At 70.3% G+C, this 15,634-nt stretch carries 15 protein-coding genes and 2 rRNA genes; all 17 read right to left on the reverse strand.

Annotated features, from left to right (window positions below; genetic code table 11):
• Positions 1-729 carry a (d)CMP kinase gene (gene cmk / locus AC3A46_RS05510; RefSeq protein ID WP_487664192.1) on the reverse strand — a complete coding sequence of 243 codons (729 nt, stop codon included), beginning with the start codon at positions 727-729 and terminating at the stop codon, positions 1-3.
• On the reverse strand, positions 722-1,828 hold the full coding sequence (locus AC3A46_RS05515) for a prephenate dehydrogenase (protein ID WP_487664193.1): 1,107 nt from the start codon (positions 1,826-1,828) through the stop codon (positions 722-724). Before AC3A46_RS05515 ends, cmk begins: the two co-directional genes overlap by 8 nt.
• Positions 1,829-2,602 carry a pseudouridine synthase gene (locus AC3A46_RS05520; RefSeq protein WP_487664194.1) on the reverse strand — a complete coding sequence of 258 codons (774 nt, stop codon included), beginning with the start codon at positions 2,600-2,602 and terminating at the stop codon, positions 1,829-1,831.
• Positions 2,599-3,225 (reverse strand): SMC-Scp complex subunit ScpB, encoded by a 627-nt coding sequence (gene scpB, locus AC3A46_RS05525; RefSeq protein ID WP_487664195.1) that lies wholly within the window; start codon positions 3,223-3,225, stop codon positions 2,599-2,601. The genes AC3A46_RS05520 and scpB overlap by 4 nt, the downstream gene beginning before the upstream one ends.
• Entirely contained in the window at positions 3,215-4,018 is an 804-nt protein-coding gene (locus AC3A46_RS05530; RefSeq protein WP_487664196.1) for a segregation and condensation protein A, read from the reverse strand. Before AC3A46_RS05530 ends, scpB begins: the two co-directional genes overlap by 11 nt.
• Positions 4,002-4,886 (reverse strand): ParA family protein, encoded by an 885-nt coding sequence (locus tag AC3A46_RS05535; protein ID WP_487664197.1) that lies wholly within the window; start codon positions 4,884-4,886, stop codon positions 4,002-4,004. The genes AC3A46_RS05530 and AC3A46_RS05535 overlap by 17 nt, the downstream gene beginning before the upstream one ends.
• Before the next feature lie 139 nt (positions 4,887-5,025).
• Entirely contained in the window at positions 5,026-5,976 is a 951-nt protein-coding gene (gene xerD, locus AC3A46_RS05540) for a site-specific tyrosine recombinase XerD (RefSeq protein ID WP_487664198.1), read from the reverse strand.
• 66 nt (positions 5,977-6,042) lie between these two features.
• On the reverse strand, positions 6,043-6,630 hold the full coding sequence (locus AC3A46_RS05545; protein ID WP_487664199.1) for an NUDIX domain-containing protein: 588 nt from the start codon (positions 6,628-6,630) through the stop codon (positions 6,043-6,045).
• 1 nt (position 6,631) lies between these two features.
• Positions 6,632-8,329, reverse strand: a complete 1,698-nt coding sequence (gene pyrG, locus AC3A46_RS05550) for a CTP synthase (protein WP_487664200.1) — start codon at positions 8,327-8,329, stop codon at positions 6,632-6,634.
• A 73-nt stretch (positions 8,330-8,402) separates the two neighbouring features.
• Positions 8,403-10,094 carry a DNA repair protein RecN gene (recN, locus tag AC3A46_RS05555; protein ID WP_487664201.1) on the reverse strand — a complete coding sequence of 564 codons (1,692 nt, stop codon included), beginning with the start codon at positions 10,092-10,094 and terminating at the stop codon, positions 8,403-8,405.
• Complete coding sequence (locus AC3A46_RS05560; protein ID WP_487664202.1) at positions 10,091-11,110, reverse strand: NAD kinase; 1,020 nt, start codon at positions 11,108-11,110, stop codon at positions 10,091-10,093. The genes recN and AC3A46_RS05560 overlap by 4 nt, the downstream gene beginning before the upstream one ends.
• The gene (locus tag AC3A46_RS05565) at positions 11,107-11,907 is read right to left on the reverse strand and encodes a TlyA family RNA methyltransferase (RefSeq protein WP_487664203.1); all 801 of its coding nucleotides are present in this window, start codon (positions 11,905-11,907) and stop codon (positions 11,107-11,109) included. Before AC3A46_RS05565 ends, AC3A46_RS05560 begins: the two co-directional genes overlap by 4 nt.
• Positions 11,904-12,062 (reverse strand): hypothetical protein, encoded by a 159-nt coding sequence (locus tag AC3A46_RS05570; protein ID WP_487664204.1) that lies wholly within the window; start codon positions 12,060-12,062, stop codon positions 11,904-11,906. The genes AC3A46_RS05565 and AC3A46_RS05570 overlap by 4 nt, the downstream gene beginning before the upstream one ends.
• Before the next feature lie 52 nt (positions 12,063-12,114).
• Complete coding sequence (locus AC3A46_RS05575) at positions 12,115-13,149, reverse strand: HAD-IIA family hydrolase (RefSeq protein ID WP_487664205.1); 1,035 nt, start codon at positions 13,147-13,149, stop codon at positions 12,115-12,117.
• Positions 13,149-14,948 (reverse strand): primosomal protein, encoded by a 1,800-nt coding sequence (locus AC3A46_RS05580; protein WP_487664206.1) that lies wholly within the window; start codon positions 14,946-14,948, stop codon positions 13,149-13,151. Before AC3A46_RS05580 ends, AC3A46_RS05575 begins: the two co-directional genes overlap by 1 nt.
• Before the next feature lie 93 nt (positions 14,949-15,041).
• Positions 15,042-15,158, reverse strand: a 5S ribosomal RNA gene (gene rrf / locus AC3A46_RS05585).
• A 122-nt stretch (positions 15,159-15,280) separates the two neighbouring features.
• Positions 15,281-15,634, reverse strand: a 23S ribosomal RNA gene (locus tag AC3A46_RS05590); the annotation flags it as partial.

The raw sequence follows: 15,634 nt of genomic DNA on the forward strand, positions 1-15,634 counted from the left end.
TCAGGCTCCTGTCTGCAGTGGGTCGACCGCCGGCGCGCTCAGCGCGGCCTGGATCACGCCGAGCACGGCGTCCACGGTCTGGTCGAAATCGAGGGGGGTCGAGTCGACGACCTCGACGCCGGGTGCGGCGGTGAGGAAGTCGACGACGGCCGAGTCGGAGGCGTCGCGCTGGTGGAGTGCGGCGGCGACGGTCGCGGCATCCTGCGTCGCGAGTTCCGCGCTGCGGCGCGCCGCGCGGATCTCCGGCGCGGCAGTGAGGAGGATGCGCACGGGGGCGTCGGGGGCGACGACCGTCGTGATGTCGCGCCCTTCGACGACGACGCCCGGGCGCCCGGAACGGGCCACGAGCGCACGGAACAGCGCGTTCACCGACTGCCGCACCGCGGGAACGCGCGCGACGCCGCTGACGGCGTCCGACACGCGAGGCTCGCGGATCGCGTCGGTCACATCGGCCTGCCCCACGCGCACCCAGTAGGCGTCGGGATCGAGCGAGATCGCGTAGTCGAAATCACCCGAGACATCGAGGACGGATGCCTCGTCCGATGTGTCGATGCCGCGCTCGAGCGCGTGCCACGCCAGAGCACGGTAGGCCGCTCCGGTGTCGAGGTAGCCGTAGCCGAGACGCCGGGCGACCTGCTTGGAGACACTGGATTTGCCGCTGCCGGCGGGGCCGTCGATCGCGACGACGACGGGGTCGTGCCCCGGCGTGGTGCTCACGGGGTCAGTCATTGGTGGTGCTCGCAATCTTCCAGCCGCGCGACTCGAGACCGTCGATCGCCCGGCGCACGGCGCTGGGGACGACGCTGATCTCGGCGAGGCCGAACTGGGCGCCAGGCGAATGCTCCAGGCGCAGGTCTTCCACGTTCACGTCGAGATCCCCGAGCTCACCGAACAGTCGCCCGAGCTGGCCGGGGGTGTCGTCGACCATCACGACGACCGTCTCGAAGCGGCGGTTCTGGCCGTGCTTGCCGGGCAGGCGCTCGACACCGTCGTTGCCGCGGCGGATCGTGTCCGCGACGGCACGGCGCGCACCCGGGGCGTCGGGCTCGCGCAGGGCGTCGGCGACGGCGGTGAGGTCGGCCGCGATCAGGTCGAGCACGTCGACGACGGGTGCCGCGTTCGCGCCGAGGATCTGCACCCAGAGCTCGGGAGCGGATGCCGCGATGCGAGTGGTGTCGCGCACGCCCTGACCCGCGAGCCGCAGCGAGCCGTCGGGCGCGTCGACGAAACGCCCGGCGAGCAGACTGGCGACCAGCTGGGGCACGTGCGAGACGAGCGCGACGCCGCGGTCGTGGTCCTCCGGGGTCATCTCGATCGGCGTCGCACCGAGGTCGAGCGCGAGGGCCTCGACGAGGGCCAGATCGGCCGACGGCGTCTCCTCGTCGCGGCACACCACCCACGGGCGCCCGACGAAGATGTCGGAGCGGGCGGAGATCGCTCCCCCGCGCTCGCGTCCAGCCAGCGGGTGCGAGCCGATGTAGTGCGTGAGGTCCACACCGCGCTCGCGCAGAGTGCGCAACGGCTCGAGCTTGACGCTCGCGACATCCGTCACGACAGCGTGCGGGTGGCGTTCGAGTTCCCGCTGGATGACGTCGGCCGTGACATCGGGCGGCACCGCGACGACGACGAGCGACGGCGCGTCGTCGTCGGCCGCACGGCGGCCGGCGCCGTAGTCGATCGCGAGACGCAGCTGGGCGGGGGACGTGTCGTCCAGCGCGACATCTATCCCGCGCGCGCTGAGCGCGTGGCCGATGCTCGCGCCGAGGAGGCCGGTGCCGACGATGCGCACCGTGCCCTGCACGCGCGGAGCAAGGGAGGTCGCTGTCACTTAATCCTCCTGTTGACCTGCGGCTTGGCGCGAAAGAGTCAGCAGAGCGCCCCGCTCCACTTTAGTCAACTCCCGGGCACGCCCGGCTGGCAGCGTTCCCAGGTGGAGCGGCCCGAACTGCCGGCGCACGAGTTCGACGACCGGATGCCCGACCTCGGCCATCATGCGGCGCACGATGCGGTTGCGCCCCGAGTGGAGCGTGAGCTCGACGAGCGAGCCGCCGCCCTCGGCCGAGGACGACAGCAGCCGTGCCTTGTCGGCGGCGATCGGGCCGTCCTCCAGGTCGACGCCGCGCAGAAGCTGCTGGATGGTCTGCGGCGTCACACGCCCGTCGACCTTGGCGATGTAGACCTTGGTGACGCCGAACGACGGGTGCGCCAGCACGTGCGCGAGCTCGCCGTCGTTCGTGAGCACGAGCAGGCCGCTGGTCTCGGCATCCAATCGCCCCACGTTGTACAGGCGCTCATCCCAGTCCTTGGTGAAGCTGCGGAGGTCCGGGCGGCCGCGATCGTCCTTCATCGAGCTCACCACGCCCGTGGGCTTGTTGAGCATGACATACCGCTTGGACTGATCGAACTGCACGGCCGTGCCGTCGACGTCGACCAAGTCGTTCTCGGGGTCGACGCGTGAGCCCAGCTCTGTCACGACGGCGCCGTTCACGCGCACGCGCCCCTCGACGATGAGCTGCTCGGCGACACGACGCGACGCGACCCCCGCGTTCGCGAGCGCCTTCTGCAGGCGCACTCCTTCAGTGGATTCCGCTCCCCCGGTCATCGACGCACTCCTTCGTCCAGATCGTCGCCGGCATCGTCCGCCCTCGACACCTCATCGGCACCGTCCAGCAGCGGCGAGATGTGCGGCAGTTCGTCCAGCGAGTTGATGCCCAGATGCACGAGCAGCGCATCGGTGGTGCCGTAGTTGATCGCGCCGGTCTCGGCATCCGCGAAGAGCTCGGCGATGAGCCCGCGCGCCAGCAGGGTGCGCACGACCGAATCGACGTTGACGGCACGGATGGACGCGACCTGGCTGCGGGTCACCGGCTGCTTGTAGGCGATGACCGCGAGGGTCTCCAGCGCCGCCTGTGAGAGGCGCGACGGCGCCTGCCCGCCGACGTACTCGCTGACGAGGTCGTCGAGCTCCTCGCGCACATAGAGACGCCAGCCGCCGCCGACCTCGCGGAGCTCGAACCCGCGCACCGGCCCGCCGGACTTGCCGTCGTAGTCGTCGACGAGGGTCTCGATCGCCTGGCGCACTGCGGGCACCGGTGCGCCGACGGCGGCCGCGAGGCTCACGAGACTCTGCGGTTCCTCGACGATCAGCAGGATCGCCTCCAGCCGCCGCGCCACATCGGTCACCGTCACGACGGGCGGGCCGTCGGTCGAAGCATCATCGGTCATAGTCGGCTCCCAGGGTGGCGAGGTTCTCGTCGCTCCAGCGCTGTGCGCTCCAGCGGAGGGTCAGCTCGCCGAGCGGCTCGAGCTGTTCGAAGGACAGGGCGGCGTGGCGGTACAGCTCCAGCACCGAGAGGAATCGGGCGACCACCACACCCGGTTGGCCGACACCCGCGATGAGCTCGCGGAACGTCAGGGATCCGGCGTCGCGCAGCAGGGTCACGACGATGGCGGCCTGCTCGCGGATGCTCACCAGCGGTGCGTGCAGGTGGTCGAACCCGATGCGCGGGATCTCCTTCGGCGTCATCGCCAGCAGCGCGAGCGCGGCGAAATCGTCGACGGTGAGCGACCACACGAGCTCCGGAACGGCGGTGCGGTACTTCTCGTCGAGGCGCACGGAACGCGTGTGCCGCACTGCCTCACGGCGCAGGCACCGCTCGAACCAGGACGACACCTCCTTGAACGCGCGGTACTGGAGCAGTCGCGCGAACAGCAGATCCCGCGCCTCGAGCAGCGCGACCGACTCGGCGTCGACGAGCTCGCCCTGCGGCAGCAGCCCCGCGACCTTCATGTCGAGCAGGGTCGCGGCGACGACGAGGAACTCGGATGCCTCGTCCAGCTCCTCGCCCGGACCCAGCTCGCGGAGATACGCGATGAAATCGTTGGTCACGAGCGACAGAGACACCTCGGTGATGTCGAGCTCGTGCTTCGAGATCAGGGTGAGCAGGAGGTCGAACGGCCCGTCGAAGTTGGTGAGAGCGACCCGGAACCCGGAATCCTGATCAGGCGACGGCGCCACGGGCGACCAGCTCCCGCGCCAGCCGCAGGTAGGCCTGCGCGGCGGCGTGCTCCGGCGCGAACTCGGTGATCGGCATGCCCGAGACGGAGGCATCCGGGAACTTGACGGTGCGGCCGATGACGGTCTCCAGGACGTCGTCGCCGAAGGCGTCGACCACGCGCTCGAGCACCTCGCGCGAGTGGAGCGTGCGCGCGTCGTACATCGTGGCGAGCACGCCGTCAAGCGTGATGGTGGGGTTGAGGCGGTCTCGCACCTTGTCGATCGTCTCGATGAGCATCGCGACGCCGCGGAGGGCGAAGAACTCGCACTCGAGCGGGATGACGACACCGTGGCTCGCGGTGAGGGCGTTGACCGTCAGCAGGCCCAGCGACGGCTGGCAGTCGATGAGGATCACGTCGTAGTCGCCCGTGACCTTGCGCAGCGTCCGCGACAGGGTCTGCTCGCGAGCGACCTCGTTGACGAGGTGCACCTCGGCCGCCGAGAGGTCGATGTTCGCGGGGATCACGTCGAGGTTGTCGACGCGCGTGTGCACGATGACCTCGTGCGGGTCGCGCTTGCCGTCGAGCAGCAGGTCGTAGATCGTCGGGATCTCGTGGGTCTGGATGCCGAGACCCGCCGACAGCGCGCCCTGCGGGTCGAAGTCGACCGCGAGCACCTTGCGGCCATAGCCGGCGAGGGCGGCCGCGAGGTTGATGGTGGTCGTCGTCTTGCCGACGCCGCCCTTCTGGTTGCACAGCGCGATGATGCGGGCGGGGCCGTGACCGTCGAGCTTCGGCGGGGTGGGGAAGCCCTGATAGGGACGACCGGTGGGTCCGATCGGTGTATCCCCCGTGGCGGCCTTCGTCGCCGCCTGTGCCTTGCCCGCCACCAATGCTCCCGCCTACATGCTTCGTGTCCACCGATTCTAGTCACGCCCCGCCCCGGAACGCCTGCGGCGCGGCGGGCGGGGCCGCCGCAACGGCGCGTCACCGCGCGCGCGGATGGCGTCACCGCGCGCGCGGATGGCGTCACCGCGCGCGCGGATGGGAGGTGGCGTACACGTCGCGGAGCGCATCGACCGACACGTAGGTGTAGATCTGGGTGGTCGCGACGGAGGCATGGCCCAGCAGCTCCTGGACGACGCGCACGTCGGCGCCGCCCTGCAGGAGATGGGTCGCGAACGAGTGCCGCAGGGTGTGGGGAGACACGTGCGCGGTGAGGTGGGCGCGCTCGGCCGCCGACTGGATGATCAGCCAGGCGCTCTGCCGCGACAGCGGTGCTCCGCGGGCGCCGAGGAAGAGCTTCGGCGTCGACCGGCCACGGTGCGAGAGCTCGGGCCGCGCGCGGGTCAGGTAGGCGTCCACGGCGGCGCGCGCGTACGATCCGACCGGCACGATGCGCTCCTTCGATCCCTTGCCCCGCACGCGCAGCACGTCGCCGTGCGCCGCATCGTCCACGTCGAGCTGCACGATCTCCGACACGCGCGCACCGGTGGCGTACAGCAGCTCGAGCAGCGCACGGTCGCGCATGCCGAGCAGATCGCCCGCCGCTGCACCCCCGTTGCCGGACGCGTCGGCCTCGGTCGCCGGCGCGGGCCCCGAGGCATCCAGCAGGCTCTCCACCTGCTCGATCGTGAGCGCCTTGGGCAGCCGTCGTGGCTGCTTCGGCGGGCGCAGGTGCGAGGACGGGTCGGCCGGCTCGATGCCCTCGCGGGCGAGGAAGCGGTGCAGCCCCCTCACCGAGGACTGCAGCCGCGCCAGCGACGAGGCGGCCATCGGCGGCTGGGTCGCGGCGCGGTCGGCGATGAAGCTCGCCAGAGTCACCGAGGTGACCGCGGCGGTGTCGTCGATGTGCTGATCGCGCAGCCAGTCGGCGTAGCCGGCGAGGTCGCGCCGGTACGCCGCGACGGTGTTCTCCGACAGGCCGCGCTCGATCGCGACGTGGCGCAGGTACGAGTCCATCGCTCGATCGATCTGCATGTCAGGCGCCTCCTGCCACGAGGGTCTCACGTCCGGCCGGCCCGCCGGCGAACTCCGGAGGGTTCGTCAGGCTCCCGCGGCGTCGGCCTGGCGAAGGCGCTCGGCCGCGGCGAGCAGACCCACCGCGAGGATGCCGTTGCGCAGCCGCCCCGCGAGCACTCCGGCGACAGCGTCGGCGAGCGGCAGCCACTCGAGGCGGATGTCGGCCTCCTCGTCCTCGCGCGCGTGCACCTCGCTCGCGGGGGTGAGGCCGCGTGCGAGGAACAGGTGGACGATCTCGTCGTTTCCACCGGGAGTGGTGAAGATGCTCACGAGCGGCTCCCACGACGAGGCGACGAGGTCGACCTCCTCGGCGAGCTCACGTCGGGCGGTCTCGAGCGGCGTCTCGCCGGCCATGTCGAGCAGGCCGGCCGGGATCTCCCAGTCGCGGTGGCGGATCGGGTGCCGGTACTGCTGGATCAGCAGCACCCGCCCCTCGTCGTCCACCGCCACGACCGCGGCCGCACCGGGATGATCGACGTACTGGCGCACGATCTGCCCGTCGCCGTATGCGACGGTGTCGCTGCGCACGTCCCACACCCGCCCCTCGTAGACCAGGTCGCTGTCGAGGATGGTGGCGTCGACCGGCTCGTCGGCGAGGAGTTCCTCCGCCACGTCAGTCGTTCTCGACCTCGAACAGCTCGCTCGAGCGGTGCCGCTCGAGCGCCGCGCCGACGAGACCGCGGAAGAGCGGGTTGGCGTCCGTCGGACGAGAGCGCAGCTCGGGGTGCGCCTGCGTCGCGATGTAGTACGGGTGCACATCGCGCGGCAGCTCGACGTACTCGACGAGGTTCAGGTCAGGATTGATGCCCGAGAAGACGAGACCGGCCTCGGCGATCTGGTCGCGGTAGCGGTTGTTCACCTCGTAGCGGTGGCGGTGGCGCTCCGACGCGCGCTGCGCGCCGTACACCTCGGCCGCGATCGAACCCTCCGCGAGGTCGGCCGGGTACAGGCCGAGACGCATCGTGCCGCCCAGGTCGCCGTGGTCGAGGATGTCGACCTGCTCCTCCATGGTCGCGATGACAGGATGCTGCGTGTCGGGGTCGAACTCGCTCGACGAGGCATCCTCGATCCCGGCGACGTGACGGGCGTACTCGATGACGATGCACTGCAGACCGAGGCAGATGCCGAGCGTCGGGATGCCCTGCTCGCGCGCGAACTTCAGCGCTCCGATCTTGCCCTCGATGCCGCGGATGCCGAAGCCGCCGGGGATCACGATGCCGTCGAGCGGACCGAGCGCTTTGGCGGCGCCCTCGGGCGTCTCGCACTCGTCCGAGGGGATCCAGCGGATGTTGACGTGCGTCTCCTGCGCGAACCCGCCCGCCTTGAGCGCCTCGGTGACCGAGAGGTAGGCGTCCGGCAGGTCGATGTACTTGCCGACCAGGCCGATGGTGACCTCGTGCTTGGGATTGTGCACGGCGTTCAGCACGCGCTGCCAGCGCGACCAGTCGACGTCCGCGGCCTTCGACAGGCCCAGCGCACGGACGATGTACTCGTCGAGGCCCTGCTCGTTGAGCATCGAGGGGATGTCGTAGATGCTCGGCACGTCGACCGCGTTCACGACGGCGCCCTCGTCGACGTCGCACATGAGTGCGATCTTGCGCTTGTTCGCCTCGGTGACCGGACGGTCGCTGCGCAGCACCAGCGCATCGGGCTGGATGCCGATCGAGCGCAGCGTCGCGACGGAGTGCTGGGTGGGCTTGGTCTTCTGCTCCCCCGACGCGCCCATGAAGGGCACGAGCGACACGTGCACGAAGAAGACGTTGTTGCGGCCGAGCTCGTGGCGGATCTGACGCGCCGACTCGATGAACGGCTGCGACTCGATGTCGCCGACCGTGCCGCCGATCTCGGTGATGATCACGTCGGGCCGGGGCGTCTCGTCGGCCTGGAGGCGCATACGGCGCTTGATCTCATCGGTGATGTGCGGGATCACCTGCACGGTGTCGCCGAGGTACTCGCCCCGGCGCTCCTTCGCGATCACCTGCGAGTAGATCTGGCCGGTGGTCACGTTGGCCGCCTGGCTCAGCTCGATGTCGAGGAAGCGCTCGTAGTGCCCGATGTCGAGGTCGGTCTCGGCGCCGTCGTCGGTCACGAAGACCTCGCCGTGCTGGAACGGGTTCATCGTGCCCGGATCGACGTTCAGATACGGGTCGAGCTTCTGCATCACGACACGCAGTCCGCGGGCGGTGAGGAGGTTTCCGAGGCTGGCCGCGGTGAGACCCTTGCCCAACGAGGAAACGACACCACCGGTCACGAAGATGTGCTTGGTGGTGTCGTTCGAAGTGTCGCCGCGGAAAGAATCAGAAGTCTGCATCACGGGCTTTTATCCTATCAGGCAGTGTTTCGATGAGCTTCGCAGAAGCTGAGGACACGCGGAGGCCGCGCGCTCAGTCGACCTCGGTGCGAAGGCTGAGCAGCTCGCGTGCGTGGGTGAGGGCGGCGTCCGAGTCGGGCATGCCCGACAGCAGGCGCGCCATCTCGGCCTCGCGGTCGGCGCCGTCCAGGCGGCGGACGTCGGATGCCGTGACCGAGCCGTCGTTCGCCTTCACCACCGTGAGGTGGTTCTCAGCGAACGCCGCGACCTGCGCGAGGTGGGTGACCGCGATCACCTGCGACGACTCCGACAGGCGCGCGAGGCGCCGGCCCACCTCGATCGCGGCGGCTCCGCCGATGCCGGCATCGACCTCGTCGAACACGAATGTCGGGACGGGGTCGACGGCGGCGATGACGACCTCGATCGCGAGCATGACGCGGCTGAGCTCACCACCGCTCGCGCCTCGCGAGACGGCCCGCGGCTCGGCGCCCGGGTGCGGCGCCAGCAGGATGGCGACGTCGTCGCGCCCTGACGCGGACTCGGTGCCCGCCGTGACGGCGACCTCGAGGCGCGCGTCCGGCATCGCGAGCGCGCGCAGCTCTGTGCTCACGGCGGCACCCAGCCTGGCGGCTGCCTCGGTGCGCGCCGCGGTGAGCACGGCGGCGGCCTCATCGAGAACGGATGCCGCGGCATCCCGCTCCGCCGTCAGCCTGTCAATCCGATCGGAGTCGTCGTCGAGTTCCGCGAGGCGGGATGAGCCGGTGTCGAGCAGTTCGATCGCGGCGTCGAGGGTGCCGTGCGCACGGACCAGGCCGGCGAGCACGGCGCGGCGCTCTTCGACCGCGGCGAGCTCGTGCGGCCCCGACTCGTCGAGGTCGGCGAGGTAGCCCGCGAGCGCTGCCGCGATGTCGGCGACCCGGTAGCCGACGTCGGCGAGCTGCCCGCCGAGCTCGGCCAGCACGGGGTCGTGCACGCGCTCGAGGGCGCGACGCGCCTCGGCGAGCAGCGCCCCGGCATCGGGTTCGTCGCCGTCACCGGAGAGGCCGTCATGCGCGGTCGCGGCGGCGAGCCGGAGCTCCTCGGCGTTCGCCAGGCGCTCCGCGCGCGTCGCCAGCTCGGCGTCCTCGCCGGATTCGGGCGCGGCCTGCTCGATCTCGGCGAGCTGGTTTCGCAGGGCTTCGGCCTCGCGAGCGCGCGCGTCGCGGTCGTCGGTGAGCTGCGACAGCTCGCGGTCGATCGCACGCCAGTGCTCGAACGCACGGCGGTACGCGTCGCGTGCGATGTGCACGGCCTCGCCGCCGAACCGATCCAGCGCGTCACGCTGTGCGGCCGCGGATCGCAGTCGCAGCTGATCGGACTGCCCGTGCACGACCACCAGCTCGTCGGCGAGGTCGGCGAGCACTCCGGCAGGTGCGGCGCGGCCGCCGACGGACGCCCGCCCGCGCCCCTCGCTCGAGATCGACCGCCCGATGTACAGCTCGGCACGACCACCGCCGATGGGCTCGACATCACCACCGGCCTCGCGCACGCGCGCGGCCACCGGTCCGTCCTCGGGGACGATCCACACGCCGTCCACCGTCGCCTGCGCGGCGCCCGCGCGCACGGCGCCGGAGTCTGCGCGCTGGCCGAGCAGCAGCCCGAGTCCTGTCACGACCATCGTCTTGCCGGCACCGGTCTCACCGGTGATCGCCGTGAAGCCGGCACCGATCGGCAGCGTCGCCTCGGCGATCACACCGAGGTCGCGCAGGCGCATCTCCTCGATCACGGGGCCACCTCGCTGCCGACCACGTCGATCTCGACGTCGACGGCGGTCGCGGCATCCCTCGCCGGCTTCTGGGTCGGCATGACGCCCGTGATCGCGGCCGGACCGCGCCAGCCCTCGACAGGGAGGCGGAACTTGCGCACCAGACGATCGGTGAACTGGGCGGGGTGCAGGCGCGCGAGACGCACGGGGCGATCGGACCGCCTCACCACGACGCGCGCGCCCGGGGGCAGGTCGTGCGATCGGCGCCCGTCGCACCACAGGATGCCGGTGCCGTTGGTGCGCTCGAGCACCTCGATGGCCACGGAGTGCTCGGGGCCGACCACGAGGGGCTTGGCGAAGAGCGCGTGGGCCGACAGCGGCACCACAGCGATCGCCTCGACCGTCGGCCAGATCACCGGCCCGCCGGCGGAGAAGTTGTAGGCGGTCGACCCGGTGGGCGTCGAGACGACCATTCCGTCGCAGCCGAACGTCGACAGCGGCCGGCCGTCGATCTCGACGACGACCTCGAGCAGGCGCTCACGGCTGGCCTTCTCGACGGTCGCTTCGTTGAGCGCCCACGTCTCGTAGATGACGGAGTCGGCGGTGTCTTTCACCCGCACCTGGAGCGCCATGCGGTCCTCGACCTCGTACTCGCGCGCGATGACGCGGCGGACGGCCTCATCCATGTCGTCGCGCTCGATCTCGGCGAGGAAGCCGACGTGGCCCATGTTGATGCCGAGGACCGGCGCACTGCCGTCGCGGACGAGTTCGGCAGCCCGCAAGATCGTTCCGTCGCCACCGAGGACGATCGCGAGTTCGATCTCGGTCACCGGCACATCGGTGCCCAGCACCGCGACGTCGGCCAGCGAAGGCCCCGCCTGCACGAGCTCCTCGCCGTCGTCGAGGGCGAGGACGGGACGGGCGCCGGCGGCACGCAGCGCGGCGACCACCCGCTCCGCGGCAGCCACGGTGTCGGCGCGGTGGGCGTGCGCCACCACGAGGATGCTGCGCTGGGCCTCGGTGTCGGCGTCGTTCATCGGCTCCCCGCCAGTCGGTTCACAGTGCTCAACCATTCTGTCGGATTGCTCCCCCGCCCCGGCGCGAGGTGTGCGATGAACTCGGAATTGCCGTGGGTCCCCGCGATCGGGGAGGTGACGAACCCGCACGTGCCGAGGCCCGCGTCCCACGCCGCCCACAGCACGCGCGCGACCGCGTCGGCACGCAGCACGGGGTTGGTCACGAGGCCTCCCTTGACCGCGGTGCGGCCGACCTCGAACTGCGGCTTGATCAGGAGCACGAGATCGGCATCGGATGCTGCGACCGCCCGCGCCGCGGGAAGGACATGGGTGAGCGAGATGAACGACAGGTCGCCCGTGATCACCGCGGGCGCCTCGGAGAGGCCGCTCGCCTCGGCGAGCGAAGCAGGGGTCATGTAGCGGACGTTGAACCCTTCGACCGCGACCACACCGGTGTCGGCGGCGACGGATGCTGCGAGCTGCCCGTGACCGACATCGACGGCGACCACCGGCTCGGCGCCGCGCTCGCGCAGCACCTGGGTGAAGCCGCCGGTGGATGCGCCCATGTCGAGCGCGACGCGGCCATGGACGTCGACCTCGAAGGCGTCGAGGCCGGCGATGAGCTTGTGCGCCGCACGGCTGACGTAATGGTCGGAGACCGCCACCTCGATCAGGCTCTGGTCGCCGACCGGAGTGGAGGCCTTCACCACGGGCCGGCCGTCGACCGTCACGAGCCCATCGGCGATGAGAGTCGCGGCGTGGGTGCGGGAGCGCGCGAGACCCCGGGCGGCGAGAGCGGCGTCGAGGCGGCTCGTCATGACGAGGCGCCGGGGGTCGCCTCGAGGCGACGGGCGAGCGTGTCGTGCAGCGTGTCGTACGCCTCGGCACGCGTCGCCAGCGGCTGCGCCTCGATCACCTCGAGGGTCGACAGCAGATCGCCGTGCTCGTCTTCATGCGCATCGACTCGATCCATGTCCCCAGAATACGGGGGCAGCCCGACACTTCCCGCTTTTCCGCGGCGAGGATCAGGGGCGGTGGAACGGATCCGCGTAGAGGCGCTCGGGCACGCGGAAGCCGAAGATCGCGCGTCCGGTCGACCAGATCGCCGCCGCACCCGCGCGCACGAGGTCGACGGGGGCGCCCTCGCTCAGGATGCGGATGTCGGCGCCGTCGATCGCGACGCGCGCGTCGCGCACGGTCGTGACGCCGTCTTTCACCTGCACCTCGGGGTAGGGCTCGTGGAGTTCGCGGAGGTCCCCCAGGATGTAGGTCGGACGCGAGTTCTCGGGCGCCGCCAGGACGTGCTTCGGACGATCCACACCGGTGAGCACCAGGGCGGACGGGATGCCGGCACGGTTGGCGCCGAGGATGTCGGTATCGAGACGGTCACCCAGGAACAGCGGATGCTGCGCCTCGAACCGCGCGACGGCCTCCTCGAAGATCGGCACCTCGGGCTTGCCGGCGACGGTCGCGAGTCGGCCGACCGCCGTGTGCACGGCGGAGACCAGCGTGCCGTTGCCGGGCGCGATGCCACGAGACTGCGGGATCGTCCAGTCCGTGTTGGTCGCCACCCACGGGATGCCGCCGTCTTCCTCGGGCGTCTTGAGCGCGAAGGCCGCCTCAGCAAGCTGAGTCCAGCCGACCTCGGGAGCGAATCCCTGCACGACCGCCGACGGCGCGTCGTCGGCGCTCCGGGTCACGATGAAGCCGGCCTTCTCGACCTCGACCACGAGGCCGTCGCCTCCGACGACGAGGACCGTGGATCCGGGCGCGATCTTCTCCGCGAGCAGCCGCATCGCGGCCTGCGGGCTGGTGACGACGTCACGCGGCGTCGTCACCAGCCCGAGCTCGCTCAGATGCGCCGCGACCGAGGCGTCCGTGCGCGCAGCGTTGTTCGTGATGTACGCGAGAGAGCGGCCGTCCCGGGCGCGGTTGAGGCTGTCCACCGCGTGCGGCAGGGCGCCGGCGCCCGCATAGACGACGCCATCCAGGTCGGCCAGCACGACGTCCACGCCGTCCAGCGGGGCGGGCGTCGCAGCCCGCCGCCCGAAGAGCGCCATCAGCGGTCGGCCTCGCCGTCGCCGGTCGCGTCGTCGACCCCCGCGTCCACGAGGATCTCGGCGACCTCGTCGGCGACGGAGATCTCCTCCTGCTCCGCCGCAGCGAGTTCGGGCTCATCGACGGAGTCGGGCTCGGGCTGGGATTCGGGCTCGGATTCGGGCTCGGGCTGGGACGCGCCGTCTTCCTCGGACGTGTCCTGCTCGGTCTCCGCCTCGTCCTCAGCCTCGTCCTCGAAGTCCTCTTCGATGACCTCCTCGACGAAGACGGTCTCGAGGTCGCCCAGACCGGATGCCGCGTCGATCGCGTCTGCCGCGATCACCGCACGACGCTGCCACTGCGCTGCCTCGTCCGTGCGGCCGAGCTCGTCGAGCACGGCGGCACGGGCGGCGAACAGGGCAGGGCTCCACTCGAACGCGCGATCGGGATCGAGTTCGGGGATGTCGAGCTCCTGCAGCGCGCGCTCGGGCTCGCCGAGGTCGAGACGGGCACCCGACATCGCGATCGCCAGTTCGACGCGCACCGGCGTGTCGAGCGTGGAGCGGTCGACGGCGCGACCGACCTCGAGCGCGCGATCGGCACGGCCGACACCCCGCTCGCTGTCGACCATCAGGGCGATCTGGTCGTCGCGACCCGAGATCCGCCGGTAGGTGCGCAGTTCGCGTAGGGCCAGCGCGAAGTCACCGGTCGCATACGCGGTGATGGCGAGCGTCTCGCGGACGACGGCGATGCGGCCGGCGCGACGGGACGCCGAAAGCGCGTGCTGGTGCGCCAGCGCCGGGTCCTCGTCGATCAGCTGCGATGCCATCACGAGGTGACGCGCAACCTCCTCGGCGTTCTCCTTGCTGAGGGTCTTCAGCTCGTTGCGTGCAGCCGGCGGCAAGTCACGGCCGGTTACATCCTCGGGGATGACCGGGTCGTCGTGCCGGGGGCGGACGGCGCGGATCTCGCCTTCGCGAACGGCGCGGTCGGGGCGGTTCGCTCCCCCGCGCGTCGGGCGCGCCGAGCGCTCGTACGGCTTGTGGTCGCCGTCACGCTTCTCGTACGGCTTGCGGTCGCCGTCGCGCTTCTCGTACGGCTTACGGGCGCCCTCACGCTTCTCGTACGGCTTACGGTCGCCGTCACGCTTCTCGTACGGCTTACGGTCGCCCTCACGCTTCGCGTACGGACGATCGCCGTCGCGCTTGGCGTACGGCTTGTGATCTCCGTCGCGCTTCGCGTAGGGATGATCGCCGTCACGCTTCTCGTACGGCTTGCGGTCGCCGTCACGCTTCTCGTACGGCTTGCGGTCGCCGTCACGCTTCTCGTACGGCTTACGGTCGCCGTCACGCTTCTCGTACGGCTTACGGTCGCCGTCACGCTTCTCGTACGGCTTACGGTCGCCGTCGCGCTTCGCGTAGGGACGGTCGCCCTCACGCTTCTCGTAGGGACGGTCGCCCTCGCGCTTCTCGTACGGCTTACGGTCGCCGGCACGCTTCGCGTAGGGACGGTCGCCGTCACGCTTCGCGTAGGGACGGTCGCCGTCACGCTTGGCGTACGGCTTGTGATCTCCGTCGCGCTTCGCGTAGGGACGGTCGCCCTCACGCTTCGCGTAGGGACGGTCGCCCTCACGCTTCGCGTACGGCTTGCGGTCTCCATCGCGGCTCGCGTAGGGCTTCCGGTCGCCCTCGCGCTTGGCGTAGGGCTTGCGGTCTCCATCGCGGCTCGCATAGGGCTTGCGATCAGCGCCGCCCGACGAAGACTTTCCGGTGGATCGTTCGCGCGGCGCGCGTCGATCGTCGCGCGGCTCCTGCTCTGGCATTCTTCGATCCTCCTGGATCCGTTCTACGTCGGCAATCCATCGTGTTAACGCGGAATGGCCACCCTGTTGTGGGTGGCCATTCCGTGAATGGGTGTCCGGCGGTGTCCTACTCTCCCACAGGGTCCCCCCTGCAGTACCATCGGCGCTGAGAGGCTTAGCTTCCGGGTTCGGAATGGGACCGGGCGTTTCCCTCTCGCTATGGCCGCCGAAACTCTGTTGATGTTTCAGTCTTCACAACGTGAAAGTTCTCTTTTTTGTTGTGTTCCCGACCGTACATCGGGAACCACTCAGTGGACGCGAGCAATCTGCACCCCTCCAAGGGAGGGGGAGGTGTTTTCAAGTCATCGGCTTATTAGTACCAGTCAGCTGCACACGTTGCCGTGCTTCCACATCTGGCCTATCAACCCAGTAGTCTGGCTGGGAGCCTCTCACCCGAAGGTATGGAAGTCTCATCTTGAGGCCGGCTTCCCGCTTAGATGCTTTCAGCGGTTATCCATCCCGAACGTAGCTAACCAGCGGTGCACTTGGCAGTACAACTGGCACACCAGAGGTTCGTCCAACCCGGTCCTCTCGTACTAGGGTCAGATCCTCTCAAACTTCCTACGCGCGCAGCGGATAGGGACCGAACTGTCTCACGACGTTCTAAACCCAGCTCGCGTACCGCTTTAATGGGCGAACAGCCCAAC

This window comes from Microbacterium sp. Soil_C_42 (assembly GCF_057656735.1).

Bases quoted from the DNA above. Each gene is read 5' to 3' on its own strand.
- pyrG (WP_487664200.1), bottom strand. From the start codon at position 8,329: ATGCAGACTTCTGATTCTTTCCGCGGCGACACTTCGAACGACACCACC.
- AC3A46_RS05575 (WP_487664205.1), bottom strand. From the start codon at position 13,149: ATGGCGCTCTTCGGGCGGCGGGCTGCGACGCCCGCCCCGCTGGACGGC.
- scpB (WP_487664195.1), bottom strand. From the start codon at position 3,225: ATGACCGATGATGCTTCGACCGACGGCCCGCCCGTCGTGACGGTGACC.
- cmk (WP_487664192.1), bottom strand. From the start codon at position 729: ATGACTGACCCCGTGAGCACCACGCCGGGGCACGACCCCGTCGTCGTC.
- xerD (WP_487664198.1), bottom strand. From the start codon at position 5,976: ATGCAGATCGATCGAGCGATGGACTCGTACCTGCGCCACGTCGCGATC.
- AC3A46_RS05565 (WP_487664203.1), bottom strand. From the start codon at position 11,907: ATGACGAGCCGCCTCGACGCCGCTCTCGCCGCCCGGGGTCTCGCGCGC.
- AC3A46_RS05570 (WP_487664204.1), bottom strand. From the start codon at position 12,062: ATGGATCGAGTCGATGCGCATGAAGACGAGCACGGCGATCTGCTGTCG.
- AC3A46_RS05560 (WP_487664202.1), bottom strand. From the start codon at position 11,110: ATGAACGACGCCGACACCGAGGCCCAGCGCAGCATCCTCGTGGTGGCG.
- AC3A46_RS05580 (WP_487664206.1), bottom strand. From the start codon at position 14,948: ATGCCAGAGCAGGAGCCGCGCGACGATCGACGCGCGCCGCGCGAACGA.
- AC3A46_RS05520 (WP_487664194.1), bottom strand. From the start codon at position 2,602: ATGACCGGGGGAGCGGAATCCACTGAAGGAGTGCGCCTGCAGAAGGCG.